The following is a 17,418-nucleotide window of genomic DNA, read 5'->3' on the forward strand; positions in this document are numbered from 1 at the left end:
GAAGAGGGCGGCGGTCAGACGTAACGGGCATTGTAGCGCTCCAGCATGGCCGCGACCTGCGAGAGCATCGTGGTCATGACCAGGTAGATGACCGCGGTCGCGGCGTAGAACTCGAACGGGCGGAAGGTCGTGGCGATGATGGTCTGCGCGTAGAGCGTCAGCTCGACCACGGTGATGGTGGAGAGCAGCGAGGTGTTCTTCAGCGTCGAGATCGCCTCGTTGGTGATCGCCGGCAGGATGATGCGCACCACCTGCGGCAGCACGATGCGCCGCATCGTCTCGCTCCGGCTCATGCCCAGCGCCAGCGAGGATTCCACCTGGCCCTTGGGGATGGCCGAGAGCCCCGAGCGGATGATCTCGGCGACATAGGCGCCGCTGTTGATGCCGAGCGCCAGCACGCCGGCGACGAAGGGCGACAGCCCGAGCCCGAGCTGCGGCAGGCCGAAATAGACGATGAAGATCTGGATCAGCGCCGGCGTGCCGCGCACGAACCAGATGTAGAACACGCTCGCCTGCCGGATCACGCCGATCTGCGAGGCCTTGCCCAGCGCGACGACAAGCCCGCACGCCCAGCTCACCAGGATCACCAGCACGGTGAGCACCAGCACCAGCCAGGAGGCGTGCAGGAAGCCGGGCACGTAGGGCAGGAAGAAGTCGAGCCATTCGGAGAAGCTCATGGCGCCTCTCCCGTCGGGCCGGCGACGTGCTCGTGCAGCACGCGCTTGAGGAACTGCTGCAGCCGCTCGCTCGCCGGCCGGTAGAGCACCTCGCGCGGCGGGCCGTCCTCGGCGATGCGGCCCTGGTCGAAGAACACGGTGCGCGTCGACACCTCGCGCGCGAAGCCGATCTCGTGGGTGACGAGCAGCATGGTCATGCCCTCCTTGGCGAGGGAGGCCATCAGCGCCAGCACCTCGCCCACCAGCTCCGGATCGAGGGCCGAGGTCACCTCGTCGAACAGCATCAGCCGCGGCTTCATGGCGAGCGCGCGCACGATGGCGACGCGCTGCTGCTGGCCGCCCGACAGCCGGCTCGGATAGGCGCCGCGCTTGTCGGCGAGGCCGATGCGCTCCAGCAGCCCCTCGGCGAGCGCCACCGCCTCGGCGCGGGGAACGCCCTTCACCCGCATCGGCGCCTCGATGACGTTCTCCAGCACGCTCATGTGCGGCCACAGATTGTAGCTCTGGAACACCATGCCGATGCGCGCGCGCAGCGCCCTGAGTTGCGCCGGGGTCGGCCGGCCGCGCGCGCCGGGCGCGAAGTCGAAATGGGCGTCCTCGAAGTCGAGCAGCCCGCCGTCGGGCATCTCCATCACGTTGATGCAGCGCAGGAAGGTGCTCTTGCCCGACCCGCTGGCACCGATGATGGACACCACCTCCCCGGCATGGACCTCGAGCGAGATGTCCTTCAGCACCTCATGCGCGCCGAAGCTCTTCCTCAGCTCGCGGATGCGCAGCAGCGGCGCGGGCGATGTCGGCGCGGATGGTGTCGGCGCCGCCGCCATCAGGGCGCGTCCGCGGGCGGCAGGATCTTCAGCACGCAGTCGCGCGGCGTGCGGTCCGGCCCGTTGATGGTGGTCACGTCCTGCGGGCAGTTGGAGAACACCAGCACGGCATCGAACTCCGCGCGCAGCTCGACATGGGCGCCGGGCTTGGAACGCGGGAGGATGCGGTCGAGCGAGCCGTCCGGGCGCACGTCGACGCTCATGAACATGTTCAGCGGCGCGGGGGTGAAGGGCACCTTCCAGCCGATCTCGCCCAGCGCCTCGTGCAGGTTGTCCGAGCAGCTGCGGTGATAGCCCTTCACGCCGAGCTCGCGGTAGATCGCCGGGTTGCAGGCGCACAGCAGCGTGTCGTGCTGGCCGGCCGAGGTGTCCTCGGTCATGCACACGATCGGCCGCCGCTGCGTGGTGACGAGCGCCGTCTCCTTCTCGACATAGGCGACGGAGTTGAACGAGCGCACATTGTCCATCGACAGGAATTCGGACGGGTCCGCCGCGTTGAAGGCCCAGAAGTCGAGCGCCTGCGTGCCGTGGGGATTGACCACCCGCACCCGCCAGCCGGCCCGCAGGCAGATGGCCTTGCCGTGGGCGGCGGGCAGCACGAGGGTGCCGGCTTCCTCGAAATCCATGAGTTCTCGCCATCGAAAAGGCGCCTCCGAAAAGCGGGCGGAGACGCGGTGGATCGGGGGTCGCTGGTTGGAATTTCTTTGGTATACCGTCGGAATTCAAGTGGATTTTTTATGCAGGAGCTGCCTTGGATTTGATCTTTGCGGATCGCCGGACGTGATCGATCATGCACAGCTCGCCCACGCGATGACATCCGTAATATATTGATATAAAAGACTATTTTAGAACACCTCTCCCGAGACCGACCGCAAGCACGAGCGCCCGCACGCACCATGACGCTGAAGGACCCGACCTTCCCCCGCCTGCTCGACGCCGGAGAAAGCGGGCTCGTCGTCGAGTTCGGCGACGGCATCGACGAAACGGCGAATGCGCGCGTCATCGCCCTCGACCGGGCGCTCGCCGCGGCCGCGATCGAGGGGGTGCGCGAGGCGGTGCCGACCTATCGCTCGCTGCTGATCCTGTTCGACCCGCTGGTCGTCGACCGCGCCGCCCTCGCCGGGCGCGTCCGTGCGCTGGAGACGGCGCCCGGCGCTGAGGCCGCCGGCACGCTCTGGCGCGTGCCCGTGCTCTATGGCGGCGCGCACGGGGTCGACCTCGAGGCGGTGGCAAGCCAGCACGGGCTGACGCCGGACGAGCTGGTCGCGCTGCACGCGGGCGCGCTCTACCGTGTCTACATGATCGGCTTCGCGCCCGGCTTCGCCTATCTCGGCGGCCTGCCCGAGCGGCTGCACACCAGCCGCCGCACAGATCCGCGCCCGAAGACGCCGCCGCGCAGCGTCTCCATTGGCGGGCGGCAGGCGGCCGTCTCGCCGCCGATCGAGGTGCCGAGCGGCTGGCACCTGCTGGGCCAGACCCCGGTGCGCTCCTACGATCCCGGGCGCGAAAAGCCGTTCCTGTTCGCGCCCGGCGACACGATCCGCTTCACGCCCATCGACGCCGGCGCGTATCGCGACATGCTGGCCGCCGCCGAGGCGGGCGAGATGGTCGCCACGCCCGAGACGATGCCCGTGCCATCATCCGCGGGAGGCGCGCATGACGCCTGACCCGCAGGGCGCGCCCCATCTCGCCGTCACCGATGGCGGGCTGTTCTCGACCCTGCAGGATGCCGGGCGGTTCGGCTATCAGCGCTTCGGCATTTCCGGCTCGGGGGCGATGGACCCCCCCGCGATGCGCCTCGCCAACGCGCTCGTCGGCAACCCGCCGGGCACCGCCATCGTCGAGATGACCATGACGGGCCTTGCCTTCACCGTCGTCGCCGATACCTGCCGGATCGCCCTCGCCGGCGCGGAAATGGCGCTCACCATCAACGGACGGCCGGCCGAGCCGCTGCAGGCGCACGATCTGGCGCGCGGCGACCGGGTCGCCATCGGGCGGGCGCGCACCGGCATGCGCGCCTGCCTCGCCATTGCCGGCGGCCTCGACGTCGCCCCGGTGCTCGGCAGCATCTCGACCCATACGCGCTCGGGCCTCGGCGGGCTCGACGGCGGCCCGCTCCGGCCGGGGACGGTGCTGCCGCTGCGCGGCGGCGGCGCCGGCCCGCTGCTGCGGCAGGGCCGCCGCCATCTCGCGCCCGCCGAAGGACCGCTGCGCGTCGTGCTCGGGCCGCAGGCGGACGCCTTCACCCCCGCCGGCCTCGCCACCTTCCTGTCGGCGACCTATACGCTCTCGACCCGCGCCGACCGCATGGGCTGCCAGCTCGAGGGCCCGGCTATCGAACACGCCGCCGGCTTCAACATCGTCTCGGACGGCATCGCCAATGGCAGCGTCCAGGTGCCGGGCCACGGACGGCCGATCGTCCTGCTGGCCGACCGCCAGAGCACCGGCGGCTATCCCAAGATCGCCACCGTGATCGGCCCCGATCTCGGCCGCCTCGCCCAGCTCCGCCCCGGTGACACGCTGAGCTTCACCGCGATCGACGCCCGGGAGGCCGCCGAGGCGGCACGCCGCGCCGCCGCCGCGCTTGAGGCCGCCATCGCCGCCATGGAGCCGGTGGTGCTGGGCACTGCCGCCCTTTCCAGCGAGCGGCTGCTCGGCCTCAATCTCGTCAGCGGCGTCGCCTCCGCCGCCCACGACCCCTTCTGCCCCCATCCTCCCAGCCACCCCTCTTGAGCGAAGCGAGACAGACATGGCCGTGATCGACCTCAACAGCGACATGGGCGAGGGCTTCGGCGTCTATTCCCTCGGCGACGACGAGGCGATGCTCGGCATCGTCACCTCCGCCAACATCGCCTGCGGCTTCCATGCCGGCGACCCACTGGTGATGGCGAAGACGCTCGCTGCCGCGCAGGCGAACGGCGTCGGCGTCGGCGCGCATCCGAGCTTCCTCGACCTGTGGGGCTTCGGCCGCCGCCCGATCATGGGCGAGCGGCCCGAGGATGTGGAGAAGCACCTCATCTACCAGATCGGCGCGCTGCAGGCGCTCGCCCACGCGAACGGGCAGAAGCTCCAGCACGTGAAGACCCACGGCTCGCTGGGCAATCTCGCCAACGAGGACGCCAGCCTCGCCCGCGCCGTCGCCCGCGCCATCCGGGCGGTCGATCCCGGCCTCGTCTTCGTGGTGATGCCGGGGCTGGAGATGGAGCGCGCCGGCGAGGCGGAGAACCTTCGCCTCGCACGCGAGATCTATGCCGACCGCGCCTATGCCGACAATGGCAACCTGGTCTCGCGCAAGCTGCCCGGCGCGGTGATCCACGACGCCGACGACGCCGCCACCCGCGTGCTGCGCATGGTCGAGGACGGCGAGATCGTCACCGCCGGCGGCGGCCGGCTGAAGGTGAAGGCGGATACGGTCTGCGTCCATGGCGACACCCATGGGGCGGTGGAGATGGCCCGCCACATCCGCGCGCGGCTCGAAGGCGCGGGCATCGAGGTGCGCCCCTTCGGCGAATGGCTGGCCTGACGCCGGCCAGCGCCGCCTTTCATCGCCGCTTGCCTCGCGGGCCCGGCGGCGGAATGATCCCCCGCCCCCGGCCTTCCACGCCGCACAACAAGAAGCCGGGGCGTGGGAGGTTACACATGCTTCAAGCGCGTACCGGCGCCGCGATCGCGGCCGCTCTTCTTCTCATGACGTCGCAGCTCTGCGCCGACGGGTCGGGCAATCCCGCCGCCACCAGCTCGTCCGACGGCGAATATAGCGACAGTCAGGGCAACCCGACCTTCAAAATCGACAAGGACGGCACCGTCGACTGGTACACCTCGGTCGGCTACATCCGCTACACGGCGAACTGCATGCAGTGCCACGGCCCGGACGGGCTGGGCTCCAGCTTCGCGCCGTCGCTGGTCGATGCGCTGCAGAACCTCAGCTACAGCCAGTTCCTCGACACCGTGACCAACGGCAAGAAGAATGTGAGCGCGAGCCAGGATCTGGTCATGCCCGCCTTCGGGGTGAACCCGAACGTCATGTGCTACATCGACGCCATCTTCGTCTATCTGCGCGCCCGCTCCGACGGCGCGCTCGGCCGCGGGCAGCCGCAGAAGAGCGCCCCGCGCCCCGCCGGCTACAGCGCCGCGGAGGACGCCTGCATGGGCTAAGGCTGATCGCTGGGCGCGGGCGGCGCCGTCACCCGTTGTCGTCGCGCGCCAGCAGGTGGGCGATGACGTCGGCGGCGACGACGAAATCCGCCATCTCAATCGCCTCGTGCGGGTTGTGGCTGCCGTTCTGGTTGCGCAGGAAGACGAGCGCCGAGGGCACGCCGGCATTGGCGAACACCGCCGTGTCGTGCCCGGCCCCGCTCGCCATCTCCACATGCCCCGCCCCGCGGGCAGCCGCGACGCCGGCGAGCCGGGCACGCAGCGCCGCGTCGAGCCGGGCGGGAGACGAGCCGGTGCGCGCCCCGAGCTCGAAGCGCACGCCGCGCGCCGCCTCGATACCTGCCACGATCTCCATCAGCCCGGCATGGATGCGATCGAGGCAGGCCGGCGACAGGCTGCGCACGTCGAGGCAGAAGGAGACCTCGCCCGGCACCTTGCTGAAACCGTGCAGCGCCGGATCCGTGCCGACCTCGCCGAAGGTGACGGTCGCGCCCTCGCCTTCCGCCAGCACCTCGCCCCAGAGCCGGTCGAGCGCGGTGACGAGGTCGGCCAGCGCGAATACCGCGTCGTGGCGATGGCCGCGCGGCACCGCGCCGGAATGGCCCCATTCGCCGAGGATGCGCGCGCGGCGGTAGCGGAAGCTGCCCGAGATGCCGGTGACGAGGCCGATCGGCACGTCCGCCGCCTCCAGCACCGGCCCCTGTTCGATATGGAGCTCGATGAAGCCGTGGATCCGCGCCGGATCGAGATGGACCCTGCCCTCGCCGACGCGGGTGGGATCGAGCCCGAGGCGGCGCATGTGCTCGGCGAGCGCGACGCCCGTATCCGAGCGCGGCGTCGCGAGGCTTTCCTCCGGCAGCAGACCGAGCGCGGCGCGGCTGCCGAGATAGGAGAGCGGGAACCAGTTGCTCTCCTCCGCCCGGATCGCCATCACCGTGATCGAGCGGCGCGGGCGGATGCCGGCCTCGACGAGCGCGCGCACCGCGCACAGCCCGGCGATCACCCCCGCCGCACCGTCGAAATTGCCGCCATGCGGCACCGAATCGAGGTGCGAGCCGACCACCCACGCGGCGAGCGAGGGATCGCGCCCCTCATAGGTCAAATAGAGGTTGCCGGCCGGATCGACATGGCGCGCGAGGCCCAGTGCCGCGGCCTCGCGGCTTATCACGTCATGGGCGATCTGCTCACCCTCGCCATAGGCGGCGCGGGTGATGCCGGGCGCATCGCCGGTGCGCGCCGCCAGCTCGTCGAACAGGCGTTCGGCGAAGGCGCGGTCGATGGCGATCGGCTCGGTCACGCGACGCTCCTTCGGGGCACGGTCTCTCGCGGTGCCGCTCACGCGCGCGGCCCGGGCGGCCAGGTTTCGGGGTTGACGAGATGAGCCGGGCGGCGGCCGGCGAAGACGTCGACGACCTGCTCCGCCACGAGGCGCGCGGTCCGCTCCAGCGCCTCCACCGCCGATCCCGCGACATGCGGGCTCAGCACCACATTGTCGAGCGCGACGAGCCGGGAGCCGGCCGGCAGCGGCTCAAGAGCGAACACGTCGAGCCCGGCGCCGCCGATCCGCCGCGCCGCCAGCGCCTCCACCAGCACCTCCTCGTCGATCAGCGCGCCGCGCGAGGTGTTGAGCAGGAACGCGCCGGGCTTCATCAGCGACAATTCGCGCGCACCGATCACCCCGCGCGTCGCCGGCGTGCTCGGCAGGTGCAGCGACACGACATCGGCGACGCGCAGCAGCGCGTCGAGCGTCGCCATGCGCTCAACCCCGGCGCGGGCGAACGCCTCGTCCGGCTGGCTGCGCGAAAAGCCGGCCACCTTCATGCCGAAGGCCCGCGCCAGCGCGGCCGTCGCCTGGCCGATATGGCCGAAGCCGACGATGCCGAAGGTCGCGCCGGCGAGCTCGCGCAGCGGCGCCCGGTACTTGAAGCCGAAATCGCCCGCGCGCGCCGCCGCGTCCGCCGCCGGAACCTGTTTGGCGAGCGCCAGCGCGAGGGCGAGCGTCTGCTCGGCCACAGCACGCACATTGGCGCCCGGCGTGTTGACGACGCAGACACCGAGCCGGCTCGCCTCGGCAATGTCGACCGGATCGGTGCCCACGCCGTGCACGCCGATCACCCGGAGCACCGCCGAAGCGCCGATCGCCGGGCCGCGCAGCCCGGCATCGCGCGTGATCACCGCCTCCATGCCCGGCATCGCGGCGACGATGGCCTCGGCATCATAGGCCGGCGCCGGCACCGGGGTGATGCCGGCCTTCTCGAGCAGCTCGAGACCCGCGGCATGGATGGGCTGGACGATCAGGCAGCGGGGCACGGGCGAATTCCGGAACGGGTGGGGGAGGTCATCGGGACGCCATCGCGGCGAGCAGGCCGGCGAGGAGCGGGTGCGGCCGGCCGCGGCGGCTGGCAAGCTCGGGATGGCCCTGCATGCCGACGAAGAAGCGCAGCGCCGGTAGTTCGATCGCATCGGCGAAGGCGCGCTCGGCTTGCCGGGCGCCGATGGCGAGGCCCGCAGCCGCGAGCGGGCCTTCCAGCGCCGGATCGAGCACGAAGCGGTGGTTGTAGTGCACGTCGAGCCGCTCCGCGCCGCCGGCCAGCGCGGCGAGGCGGCTGCCCGGTTCGAGCCGGCTGGCAAGCAGGCCGAGCCGGTGCGCGGGACGGCCCAGTTCGTCGTGCAGGCGCACGAAGGTCTTCGTCTGCGCGCCGGGATCGGCCTCTTCGAGATTGGCGTCGTTCATGCCGCACAGCTCCTGCGCCACCGCGCTCGCCATGGTCTGCATGCCGAGGCACAGGCCGGCGGTCGGCATGTCCCGGCGGATCGCCGCCCGCGCCGCCGCGATCTGCCCCTCCACCTGCTCCATGTCCGAACCGCCGGGCAGCAGCAGCCCGTCGACGCCGGCGAGGAGCCGATCCCACACCGGCGCAGGCTCGGCGCGCGGATCGGCGAAGACCGGCGTCAGGTCGAGCCCGAGCGCCTCGGCCGCATCGCCCAGCGCGGCGAGCGGGGCGGGATAGACCTCGCGCTGCAACGCCTCGTCGCCGACGATCAGCACACGCAGCGCGCGCCCTTCGGGGGCGGGGAGCGTCGCGTCGAGGGGCAGCGGGCGGCCGAAGCCGTTGCGCCGCCACGCCGCGACGATTTCCCCGCCGGTGGTGAGCAGCTCCAGGCGGTCGTCCAGCTCGCGGACGTCGAGGGTCTCGACCGCCCGTCCGGCCCGTGCGGCAGTGGCGAGGATGCGCGCCTCGGCATCGCGATGGGCGGCCAGATGAGGATTGATCGGCACGACGACGGTGCCTGGGATCCGGGCCACCGCGCCTCGGTCGACCGGCGCGCCGACCGGCCGGTCGCCCGCCCGCTCCGCCCAGAGCAGCCCGTTGGGCGCCAGCTCGCCATGGGCGAGCACGTGCTGGGCGCAGTCGAAGCGGGCATGGCCGGCCCCGCCGGTGGCGAGCGCCGTGAACCGCGCCCCGCGCGCGGCGGCGAACTCGCCGGCGACCATGCCGTCGAGCGCGGGCAGGCACGTGTCATGACGGACGAGCAGGATGGTCATGAAATCCTCGCGGACGAACGCCGCTCGCATTGTTTGGCCGGCGGGCGCCGGCCCGGCCCGGCGCGCCTGCACGAAGCGCGCCACTGGTTCTTAATCGGTATACCACTGGTCGACAATGGGAGACCTCCCCGACGCCGACCCGCCACCGCCCGCTCAGGCGCGCCGGCCGGTCTCGAAGCTCGGCACGGCGGAAAAGGCGTTGGTGAGGTGGAGGCGCATGATCTCGGCCGCCCCCGCCTGGTCGCCCGCGGCCACCGCGTCGAGGATCGCCAGATGCTCGCGGCACCAGTCGCGCACGCGGCGGCGGTTCACATAGCCGCCGAATTCCAAGAGGCGCCGCAGCCGGTTCTGCTGCTGGATCGCCTGCAGCAGGAACACGTTGCCGCTGAAGCCGGCGATGGTCTCGTGGAAATGGGCGTCGGTGTCGAATAATTGCCGCGCGTCGACGGTCGCGATGCGTGGATGGGTCTCGAGATAGAGATGCTGGATGCGCAGCCGCTCCAGCGCCGCCGGATCGGCCTTGAAGGTCGGCACCAGCAGCCCCTGCGGCTCGGTGATGAGGCGGAAATCATAGCTGTTCTGCAGCGCCATCCCGGTGTCGAGCGCCGGCAGGAAGGTCCAGCCCCGGCCCGTATTGCGCTCCAGCAGCCCGTCGTCGACGAGGCGCGTCAGCGTGCGCTGCAGCAGCGCGCGGTCGACGTCGTAGCGCCGGGCGATCTCGGTCTGGGTGAAGGAGGCCGGCAGGCGGCCGGCCAGCCGGTCCTGCACGATGTCGCTGTAGAGGTCCTGGTCGGCGCTCGGCGGCACTTCGAGGCTGAAGCGGTGCAGTTCCTCCGGCGTCGCCTTCAGGAAGAAGCCCTGATGGCGCCGCGCCTCCACCACCCCGTGCTCGGCGAGCAGGGACAGCGCAGCGCGCACCGGCGTGCGCGAGACCTGCAGCAGGTCGCCGAACTGCTGCTCGCGCAGGTGATGGCCGACCTCGAAACGCCCGTCGCGAACCACCTCAAGAATCTGATTCGCCAGACGAAAACGGTTCTGGCTCGGACTGCGCGCCATAGGCCACCAGCTTTGTATGAAATTTGAACTCGCATACAATAGATGAAATCGCCGAGGCAAGCCTTTCCCTCATCTCGGAGGCGCGGCGGAGCGCGGCCACGCCGGTCCTCCGATCCTGGCTGGCGCGCGCCGACTCTCGCAAATGCTCATTTTTCATCATCCATCGTCCATCATTTGTGCACCGCCCCCAAAGGTGCACGCTTGACAGTTCGGCCCGACGGATTTGTATAAATGTCGTCATAAAGTGCAATTCAGAACAAGACGCCTTCGACAACCAGAGCCATCCAGATCGCACTCAGGGGACCAACATGCTTCGTAAAATCGTCGCTGCCCTCGTCCTTCCGCTCGGCATGATGCAGGCCGCAGGCGCCGCCGAGATGCCCAAGAGCGGGCTCGTGGAAGACGGCGCCATCACCTACGGCGTCGCCGCGACCTTCGCGCCGTTCGAGTTCCAGAAGGACGGCAAGCTCGCCGGCTTCGACATCGACCTGATCGAGGCGCTCGGCAAGAAGCTGAGCGCCACGCCCAAGGCCATGAACATGGAGTTCAAGGGCCTGATCCCGGCGTTGCAGGGCGGGCGCATCGATATCATCAACTCGGCCATGTACATGAACCCGCAGCGCGCCGAGCAGGTCGACTTCGTGCCCTATCTCAAGATCGGCAACCGGGTGATGGTGAAGGCGGGGAATCCCGCCAAGATCACCGGCCGCGACGACACGCTGTGCGGCAAGACCATCGCCGTCACCCTCGGCGGCATCCAGGAAAGCCAGGCCCGCGCCGACGACAAGCGCTGCCAGGGCAAGGGGCTGGCCGCGGTCACCGTGCTGACCCTGCCGACCGCGCAGGATTCCGCGCTCGCCCTGCGCCAGGGCCGCGCCGACGCCTATTACGACTCGACCCCCGGCTCGGTGAAGCTGATGCAGGAGTTGCCGGACGTGTTCGAATCCGTCGGCGACGAGTTCGAATCCAACACCTCGGTCGGCATGGCCACCCGCAAGGGCGACGCCGCCATGCAGGAGGCGCTGAAGGGCGCGCTGAAGGAGATCGTCGACGACGGCACCTACACCGCGCTGATCAAGAAGTGGAACCTGCCGCCCACGGTGTCGATCTTCAACTGACGGCACCCGCCTGATCGCCGGCCCGCAATGCCCCGGAACGGGAGAAGACGCGCATGATGTCGCTCGACCTCGTCTTCGACTACATCGTCTCGCCGCCCTTCTTCCACGGTGCGGTGCTGACCCTGCTCATCACCGTCACCTCGCTGTTCTTCGGCGTCCTCGCCGGGCTCGTCATCGCCCTGATGCAGGAGACGCGCTCGCGCCCCCTGCAGCTCTTCACGCTGATCTACATCTGGCTGTTCCGCGGCACGCCGGTGCTGTTCCAGATCATCTTCATCTACAACGTGCTGCCGAGCTACGGCATCCGCCTGTCCGCCTTCCTCAGCGCGGTCATCGCGCTGGCGCTGAACGAGGGCGCCTACATGGCCGAGATCCTGCGCTCGGGCCTCAACGCGGTGAAGAAGGGCCAGCGCACCGCCGGCCTCGCGCTCGGGCTCACCACCTCGCAGGTGATGCGCTTCATCGTCCTGCCGCAGGCCGCCCGCATCGTGCTGCCGCCCATGGGCAACCAGATGATCGGCATGCTCAAGACCAGCGCGCTGGTCTCGGTGATCGCGGTCGAGGAGCTGCTGCTGGTCGCCAACCAGACCGCCAGCGCCTCCTTCCGCTATCTCGAGGCGCTCACCGCCGCCGGCGTCTACTACCTCGTGCTCACCACCATCTTCATGGCGCTGCAGGCGATGCTGGAGCGCAGCCTCGACCCGAAGAAGCGCCGCCGCCGCGAGAAGCGCCCGCTGCTCGACCGTCTCCTGCTCGCCACCGAGAGCGCCGATGTCCGCTGAGGGGGCCGCCATGAACGACACGACCCGCGCCGACCCGCCGACGAGGCGCCCCGCCACCCGCGCCGACGCGCCGCTGCTGGAGATCGTCGGCATCGACAAGAGCTTCGGCCAGTCCCGCATCCTCAAGGGCTGCTCGCTCGACGTGCGGCGCGGCGAGACCGTGGTGCTGATCGGCCCGTCCGGCTCGGGCAAGTCCACCCTGCTGCGCTGCGTGAACCTGCTCGAGCCCGCCGATGGGGGCGACATCTTCTTCGAGGGCGCCAACATCACCGGCGACTTCGCCAACGCCGCGCGCATCCGCCGCGAGATCGGCATGGTGTTCCAGAACTTCGAGCTGTTCCAGCACCTCTCCGCGGCCCAGAACATCATGCTGGCGCCGATGAAGGTGCTCGGCCTGTCGCGCGCCGACGCCCACGACGTCGCGCTCGACCTGCTGCGCAAGGTGCGCATCTCCGACAAGGCCGACGCCTTCCCGGACGAGCTCTCAGGCGGCCAGCAGCAGCGCGTCGCCATTGCCCGCGCGCTCGCCATGAAGCCCAAGCTGATGCTCTATGACGAGCCCACCTCCGCGCTCGACCCCGAGATGATCCGCGAGGTGCTGGACGTGATGGCGGACCTCAGCGCCGAGGGCATGACCAGCCTCGTCGTCACCCACGAGATGGGCTTCGCGCGCCGGGCCGCCGACAAGATCGTGTTCATGGAAGACGGCCGGATCGTCGAGACCGCGTCGAGCGAGGCCTTCTTCGGCGGCTCGGTCAATGAACGCGCGCAACGCTTCCTCGACCAGATCCTCCACTGACGAGTGCCCCGATGTCCGTCCCCGCGTCTCACGCCCCTACCTCTCCTGTCAGTTCTTCCGCGCCTGACCTTGCCCGCATGAAGCGCGAGCTCGCCGAGCTCGTCGCCATCCGCAGCGAGAACCCGCCCGGGCGCGAATACGACGTCGCGCTCTATCTGCGCGAGGCACTCGCCCCGCTCGGCTTCGAGATCGCCTTCGACGAGTTCAGGCCGGGACGCGTGAACATCGAGGCCAGGCTCGTCAACGGCCCGGGGCCGGTCTTCGCCTTCAACACCCATATGGACGTGGTGCCGGCGGGCGAGGGCTGGAGTTCGGACCCGTTCGTGCTGCGCGAGAGCGAGGGACGGCTCTACGGGCGCGGCGCCTGCGACTGCAAGGGCCCGCTCGCCGCGATGCTGGAGGCGGCGCGCCTGCTCGCCGCCGACCGCGCCTCCTGGTCGGGTACGCTGCTCGCCGTCTTCGTCGCCGACGAGGAGATCGCCAGCGAGGGCGCGAAGCTCTACGCCGCGCGCCGGCCGAAGATCGACTTCGCCATCGTCGGAGAGCCGACCTCCAACACCGTCTATTCCGCGCATAAGGGCAGCCTGCGCCCGCTTGTGCGCGTGCACGGCGTGCCGGCCCATTCCGGCTCGCCGCATCTCGGCGAGAATGCGATCTACCGCGCCGGCGAATTGCTGGCGCTGGTCGCCGAGACGCATGAGAACGACGTGCGCCACCGCACCCATCCGCTGGTCGGCGGGGCGAGCCTCACCGTCACCCGCATCCATGGCGGCCACGCCGACAACGTGCTGCCCGGCGCCTGCGAGATGCTGCTCGACCGCCGCCTCGTGCCCGGCGAGGACGAGCAGGCGGTGAAGGCCGACATCGCCGCCATGCTGCGCCGCGCCCATGAGCGCACCGGCCTGCGCGCCGAGATCGTCGACTGGAAGCCGACCACCGGCGGGGCGACCGAGACCGCGCCCGACCGGCCGATCGTCGCCGCGAGCCTTGCCGCCTGCCGCGCCCACGGCATCGCCGAGCCGGGGCCGTTCGGCTTCCAGGGCGCCTGCGACCTCGTCCATTTCCGCGCCGCCGGCGCGGAGGGCGTGGTGATCGGCCCGGGCTCGCTCGCGGTCGCGCACAAGGCGGACGAGTTCGTGCCGGTGGGCGAGTTCGCGGCCGCAAGCCTGATCTACCGCGACATCGCCCGGGCCATGCTGGCGGGCTGAACCATGCGGGCATCCCTTCATCGCGCCATGCTGACCTATCGCGGAGGGCTGGTGCTCCACACCGCCTCCTCCGGCCGCGTCGACGGGCTCGACACGCTCTATCTGCGGCTCGAGCAGGACGGGCTCGTCGCCGCCGGCGAGGTGCGCATCAACATCGCCTATCTCAACGGCCTCGCCGCCGAAGCGGTGCTGGCGGAGGCGCTCGACGTCCTCGGCGGGCTCGATTTTGCCCGCGACGCCGCGTCCCTCCTCGCCGAGCCGCCCGCCGCCGCCCGGGCCAGCGCGCCGGTGCGCACGCTGATCGACTGCGCGCTGCACGACATGTGCGCCCGGCAGGCGGGCGTACCGCTCGCGGTCCGTCTCGGCGCGCCCGACGGCGCCCCGATCACCCACGCCACCAACCAGACGCTGTTCGTCTCCTCCGACGAGACCTTCCTCGCCCGCGCCGCCGCCTATGTCGCGCGCGGCTTCACCGAGCTGAAGGTGCGCATCGGCGCCGGCGACATCGCCGACGATCTCCGCCGCGTGGCGCTGCTGCGCGAGCGCTTCGGCACCGGCGTCACGCTCGCCGCCGACGCCAACGGCGCCTGGGAGCTGCCCGCCGCCCTCGCCCATCTCGACGCGCTCGCCCGCTACGATCTCGCCTATGTCGAGCAGCCGGTCGCCCCCGGCGACTGGAAGGCGCTGGACGAACTCGCGGCGCGGAGCCCGATCCCGGTGATGCTCGACGAGAGCGTGACCGGTCTCGACGAAGTGCGCCGCATCGCCGACGCCGGCAACGGGCTGATGGCCCATCTCAAGCTGGTCAAGCTCGGTGGCCTCACCCCCGCGCTCGAGGCGGCCCGCCTCCTGTCCCGCGCCGGCGTGCCCTTCATGATCGGCCAGATGAATGAGGGCGGGCTCGCCACCTCCGCCGCGCTCCACCTCGCCTGCGCCACCCGCCCGCGCTTCGCCGAGCTCTACGGCGCGGACGGCCTGGAGAACGACCCCGCCGGCGATCCCGCCACTTGCCTCGCCTATGGCGACGGCCACGTGAGCGCGCCCCCGACCCCCGGCCTCGGCCTTCGCTTCGATGCGTCGCGCACGCATCTCATCAGGGAGTTTTCGTGACATGACCGCCACCGGCAGCGTGGTTCAGGGGCAGGAATCCGCCTTCCCCAAGGCCGAATACGACGCGCGTGTCGCCAAGGCCCGCGAGGGCCTCGCGCAGGCGGGGCTCGACGTGATGATCGTCACCGGGCCGGAGAACCTGTTCTATCTCACCGGCCAGCAGACGCCGGGCTACTACACCTTCCAGGCCTTGGTGCTGCCGGTGGAGGGCGACCCGGTCTTCGTGGTTCGCCAGCTCGAATATTTCAACTTCGTCGCCAACACCTTCATTACCGACGCGGCGATCTACCAGGACACGGACGACCCGGTCGCCTTCCTCGTCGCGCTGATCGATGCGAAGGGGCTGAAGGGCCGGCGCGTCGGCATCGACAAGCGCGGCTGGTTCCTGCCGATCGCCACCTACGAGGCGTTGCAGGCCGCGCTCGGCACGGTCCACGACGCCGCCGGCATCGTCGAGAAGCTGCGCGTGGTGAAATCGCCGCTGGAGATCGGCAAGTTGGAGCGCTCGGCCGCCTATGTCGACGCGGGACTGAAGGCCGGCCTCGCCGCGGTGAAGGTCGGCAATACCGAGAACGACATCGTCGCCGCCATGATGGGCGCGGCGATCGCGGCCGGCTCGGAATATATGGGCATGGAGCCGCTGGTCTCGTCCGGCCCGCGCAGCGGCGTGCCGCACGGCACCTGGAAGCGGCGCCGGCTGGAGGCGGGCGACCCCGCCTTCCTGGAGATGGCCGCCAGCCACGACCGCTACCACGCCGCGCTGATGCGCTCGGCCTGGATCGGCACCCCGCCGGCCGAGGCGCTCGACATGATGAAGGTCTGCCAGGAGGTGCTCGACGCCGCGCTCGACGCCATCCGGCCGGGCGTCGCCTGCGAGGTGCCGCACCTCGCCGGGCAGAAGATCATCGACGCCGCCGGCTATACCGACAATTTCCGCAAGCGGCTCGGCTACAGCGTCGGCATCTCCTTCGCGCCGGATTGGGGCGAGGGCGGCATCCTCAGCCTCAATGCCGGCGTGAAGACGCCGCTCGCGCCGGGCATGACCTTCCACCTGCCGCCGGCGCTGCGCATCTATGGCCGCTTCACCGTGGGGGTGAGCGAGACCATCGTGGTGACCGAGACCGGCTGCCGGGTGCTGGGCACGCTCGACCGGGCGCTGGTCCAGGTCGCGGCCTGAGCGCGGGAGGTCTCGAACCATGAAGGACGTGAACGAATGCCGCGCGCGCCTCGCGGGCATCTTCAACATCACCGTCACCCCGTTCGACGCCTCCGGCGCGCTCGACAGGGCGGGCCTCGCCCGCTCGATCGAGCGCGTCATCGGGCTCGGCTATGACGGCATCCTCATCGGCGGCACCTATGGCGAGTTCCCCGCCATGTCGCCGGCCGAGCGCGCGGAGCTGTTCCGCGCCGCGATGGAGGTGGCGGGCGACCGGGTGCCGGTCATGCTGTGCTCGGCCGCCTCGGATGCGCGCACCGCGCGCGAGCTGACCGCGCTCGCCGGCGAGCTGGGCGGCCTGCCCATGGTCACGCCGCCCTTCGTCTCCGAGGTCACGGACGTTCAGATCGCCGCCTTCTTCGAGGAGATGGCGCCGCTCTCGCGCACCGGCATCCTGATCTACAACGCGCCCGGCATCGGCATCACGCTGGCGCCGGATCTGATCGAGCGGCTCGCCGATATTCCCGGCGTGGCCGGCATCAAGCAGGGCGACCTGTCGGTGACCGCGATCGACCGGATCGCCAACCGGCTCGGCGGGCGCATCAAGCTGTTCTGCGCCTCCGACCTCGCCTTCCTCGGCCCGATGATGGCCGGCTTCGACGGCATCTCCTCGACCAATTCCTGCGCGCTGCCGGAGCTGATCCTGGCGACCTATCGCGCGCTGGAGGCGGGCGACGCCGCCACCGCGCGCGAGATGCACAAATGCTGGTACGCGTTCCGCGCCCTCGCCCGCCGGCACGGCCAGCCGCAGATGGTGAAGGCGGCGATGAATTTGCGCGGCTTCGACGGCGGCCATGTGCGCGCCCCGCTGCGCGATCTCGACGCGGAGGCCTTCGCCGAGGTGACCGCGATGATGCAGGCCCTCGCCGCCGATCCGCGCACCAGGGTCACGCTGAAGGGCTGACGACCGCCTGCGAGCGAGCACG

Annotated in this window: 18 protein-coding genes; 11 read left to right on the forward strand and 7 right to left on the reverse strand. The window is 70.7% G+C overall.

The annotated features are described in order from the left end of the window. Positions 1 to 14: 14 nt before the first annotated feature. From NVS89_RS11760 to NVS89_RS11770, 3 genes are read right to left on the reverse strand one after another with little or no spacing between them, the layout of a single operon-like run. Positions 15 to 677: an amino acid ABC transporter permease gene (locus tag NVS89_RS11760; protein ID WP_258732941.1), complete on the reverse strand. Its 663-nt coding sequence runs from the start codon at positions 675 to 677 to the stop codon at positions 15 to 17. Then, entirely contained in the window at positions 674 to 1,501 is an 828-nt protein-coding gene (locus tag NVS89_RS11765; RefSeq protein ID WP_309486539.1) for an amino acid ABC transporter ATP-binding protein, read from the reverse strand. The genes NVS89_RS11760 and NVS89_RS11765 overlap by 4 nt, the downstream gene beginning before the upstream one ends. Next, a complete protein-coding gene (locus tag NVS89_RS11770) occupies positions 1,501 to 2,127 on the reverse strand; it encodes a DUF1989 domain-containing protein (protein ID WP_258732942.1) in 627 nt (208 codons plus the stop codon). Before NVS89_RS11770 ends, NVS89_RS11765 begins: the two co-directional genes overlap by 1 nt. A 270-nt stretch (positions 2,128 to 2,397) precedes the next feature. Between NVS89_RS11770 and pxpB the strand changes: the two genes are divergently transcribed. From pxpB to NVS89_RS11790, 4 genes are all read left to right on the forward strand, one after another. Beyond that, complete coding sequence (gene pxpB / locus NVS89_RS11775; RefSeq protein ID WP_258732943.1) at positions 2,398 to 3,168, forward strand: 5-oxoprolinase subunit PxpB; 771 nt, start codon at positions 2,398 to 2,400, stop codon at positions 3,166 to 3,168. Then, positions 3,158 to 4,234, forward strand: coding sequence for a 5-oxoprolinase subunit C family protein (locus tag NVS89_RS11780; protein WP_258732944.1), 1,077 nt, complete (start codon positions 3,158 to 3,160; stop codon positions 4,232 to 4,234). The genes pxpB and NVS89_RS11780 overlap by 11 nt, the downstream gene beginning before the upstream one ends. A 16-nt stretch (positions 4,235 to 4,250) precedes the next feature. Beyond that, positions 4,251 to 5,024: a LamB/YcsF family protein gene (locus tag NVS89_RS11785; RefSeq protein ID WP_258732945.1), complete on the forward strand. Its 774-nt coding sequence runs from the start codon at positions 4,251 to 4,253 to the stop codon at positions 5,022 to 5,024. A 116-nt stretch (positions 5,025 to 5,140) separates the two neighbouring features. Next, positions 5,141 to 5,656 carry a c-type cytochrome, methanol metabolism-related gene (locus tag NVS89_RS11790; RefSeq protein WP_374114562.1) on the forward strand — a complete coding sequence of 172 codons (516 nt, stop codon included), beginning with the start codon at positions 5,141 to 5,143 and terminating at the stop codon, positions 5,654 to 5,656. A 28-nt stretch (positions 5,657 to 5,684) separates the two neighbouring features. Here the strand turns inward: NVS89_RS11790 and NVS89_RS11795 are convergent, their stop codons facing one another. The 4 genes from NVS89_RS11795 to NVS89_RS11810 all read right to left on the reverse strand — a co-directional run bounded on the left by NVS89_RS11795 (position 5,685) and on the right by NVS89_RS11810 (position 10,259). Beyond that, positions 5,685 to 6,953, reverse strand: a complete 1,269-nt coding sequence (locus NVS89_RS11795) for a Zn-dependent hydrolase (protein ID WP_258732946.1) — start codon at positions 6,951 to 6,953, stop codon at positions 5,685 to 5,687. A 38-nt stretch (positions 6,954 to 6,991) separates the two neighbouring features. Further along, on the reverse strand, positions 6,992 to 7,966 hold the full coding sequence (locus NVS89_RS11800) for a hydroxyacid dehydrogenase (RefSeq protein ID WP_258732947.1): 975 nt from the start codon (positions 7,964 to 7,966) through the stop codon (positions 6,992 to 6,994). 28 nt (positions 7,967 to 7,994) lie between these two features. Next, positions 7,995 to 9,203, reverse strand: coding sequence for a glutamine amidotransferase-related protein (locus NVS89_RS11805; RefSeq protein WP_258732948.1), 1,209 nt, complete (start codon positions 9,201 to 9,203; stop codon positions 7,995 to 7,997). Positions 9,204 to 9,356: 153 nt separating this feature from the next. Beyond that, complete coding sequence (locus NVS89_RS11810) at positions 9,357 to 10,259, reverse strand: GntR family transcriptional regulator (protein ID WP_258732949.1); 903 nt, start codon at positions 10,257 to 10,259, stop codon at positions 9,357 to 9,359. Positions 10,260 to 10,567: 308 nt separating this feature from the next. Here NVS89_RS11810 and NVS89_RS11815 point away from each other — a divergent pair, with 308 nt between their 5' ends. The 7 genes from NVS89_RS11815 to NVS89_RS11845 all read left to right on the forward strand — a co-directional run bounded on the left by NVS89_RS11815 (position 10,568) and on the right by NVS89_RS11845 (position 17,396). Beyond that, positions 10,568 to 11,377, forward strand: coding sequence for an ABC transporter substrate-binding protein (locus NVS89_RS11815; protein ID WP_258732950.1), 810 nt, complete (start codon positions 10,568 to 10,570; stop codon positions 11,375 to 11,377). Between the two features lie 53 nt (positions 11,378 to 11,430). After that, positions 11,431 to 12,159: an amino acid ABC transporter permease gene (locus NVS89_RS11820; protein WP_258732951.1), complete on the forward strand. Its 729-nt coding sequence runs from the start codon at positions 11,431 to 11,433 to the stop codon at positions 12,157 to 12,159. A 10-nt stretch (positions 12,160 to 12,169) separates the two neighbouring features. Continuing rightward, entirely contained in the window at positions 12,170 to 12,958 is a 789-nt protein-coding gene (locus NVS89_RS11825) for an amino acid ABC transporter ATP-binding protein (RefSeq protein ID WP_309486540.1), read from the forward strand. 77 nt (positions 12,959 to 13,035) lie between these two features. After that, a complete protein-coding gene (locus NVS89_RS11830) occupies positions 13,036 to 14,166 on the forward strand; it encodes a M20 family metallopeptidase (RefSeq protein ID WP_258732952.1) in 1,131 nt (376 codons plus the stop codon). Positions 14,167 to 14,169: 3 nt separating this feature from the next. Further along, on the forward strand, positions 14,170 to 15,276 hold the full coding sequence (locus NVS89_RS11835) for a mandelate racemase/muconate lactonizing enzyme family protein (RefSeq protein WP_258732953.1): 1,107 nt from the start codon (positions 14,170 to 14,172) through the stop codon (positions 15,274 to 15,276). Between the two features lies 1 nt (position 15,277). After that, a complete protein-coding gene (locus tag NVS89_RS11840; protein ID WP_258732954.1) occupies positions 15,278 to 16,453 on the forward strand; it encodes a M24 family metallopeptidase in 1,176 nt (391 codons plus the stop codon). A 19-nt stretch (positions 16,454 to 16,472) separates the two neighbouring features. Further along, positions 16,473 to 17,396, forward strand: coding sequence for a dihydrodipicolinate synthase family protein (locus NVS89_RS11845; protein WP_258732955.1), 924 nt, complete (start codon positions 16,473 to 16,475; stop codon positions 17,394 to 17,396). The last annotated feature ends 22 nt before the right edge of the window (positions 17,397 to 17,418 follow it).

Origin of the sequence: Ancylobacter mangrovi (assembly GCF_024752355.1) — a bacterium.
In the GTDB taxonomy this organism is placed as follows: domain Bacteria; phylum Pseudomonadota; class Alphaproteobacteria; order Rhizobiales; family Xanthobacteraceae; genus Ancylobacter; species Ancylobacter mangrovi.

Bases quoted from the DNA above. Each gene is read 5' to 3' on its own strand.
- NVS89_RS11805 (WP_258732948.1), bottom strand. From the start codon at position 9,203: ATGACCATCCTGCTCGTCCGTCATGACACGTGCCTGCCCGCGCTCGAC.
- NVS89_RS11815 (WP_258732950.1), top strand. From the start codon at position 10,568: ATGCTTCGTAAAATCGTCGCTGCCCTCGTCCTTCCGCTCGGCATGATG.
- NVS89_RS11840 (WP_258732954.1), top strand. From the start codon at position 15,278: ATGACCGCCACCGGCAGCGTGGTTCAGGGGCAGGAATCCGCCTTCCCC.
- NVS89_RS11830 (WP_258732952.1), top strand. From the start codon at position 13,036: ATGAAGCGCGAGCTCGCCGAGCTCGTCGCCATCCGCAGCGAGAACCCG.
- NVS89_RS11810 (WP_258732949.1), bottom strand. From the start codon at position 10,259: ATGGCGCGCAGTCCGAGCCAGAACCGTTTTCGTCTGGCGAATCAGATT.
- NVS89_RS11825 (WP_309486540.1), top strand. From the start codon at position 12,170: ATGAACGACACGACCCGCGCCGACCCGCCGACGAGGCGCCCCGCCACC.
- pxpB (WP_258732943.1), top strand. From the start codon at position 2,398: ATGACGCTGAAGGACCCGACCTTCCCCCGCCTGCTCGACGCCGGAGAA.
- NVS89_RS11785 (WP_258732945.1), top strand. From the start codon at position 4,251: ATGGCCGTGATCGACCTCAACAGCGACATGGGCGAGGGCTTCGGCGTC.
- NVS89_RS11765 (WP_309486539.1), bottom strand. From the start codon at position 1,501: ATGGCGGCGGCGCCGACACCATCCGCGCCGACATCGCCCGCGCCGCTG.
- NVS89_RS11835 (WP_258732953.1), top strand. From the start codon at position 14,170: ATGCGGGCATCCCTTCATCGCGCCATGCTGACCTATCGCGGAGGGCTG.
- NVS89_RS11790 (WP_374114562.1), top strand. From the start codon at position 5,141: ATGCTTCAAGCGCGTACCGGCGCCGCGATCGCGGCCGCTCTTCTTCTC.
- NVS89_RS11760 (WP_258732941.1), bottom strand. From the start codon at position 677: ATGAGCTTCTCCGAATGGCTCGACTTCTTCCTGCCCTACGTGCCCGGC.
- NVS89_RS11780 (WP_258732944.1), top strand. From the start codon at position 3,158: ATGACGCCTGACCCGCAGGGCGCGCCCCATCTCGCCGTCACCGATGGC.
- NVS89_RS11770 (WP_258732942.1), bottom strand. From the start codon at position 2,127: ATGGATTTCGAGGAAGCCGGCACCCTCGTGCTGCCCGCCGCCCACGGC.
- NVS89_RS11845 (WP_258732955.1), top strand. From the start codon at position 16,473: ATGAAGGACGTGAACGAATGCCGCGCGCGCCTCGCGGGCATCTTCAAC.
- NVS89_RS11820 (WP_258732951.1), top strand. From the start codon at position 11,431: ATGATGTCGCTCGACCTCGTCTTCGACTACATCGTCTCGCCGCCCTTC.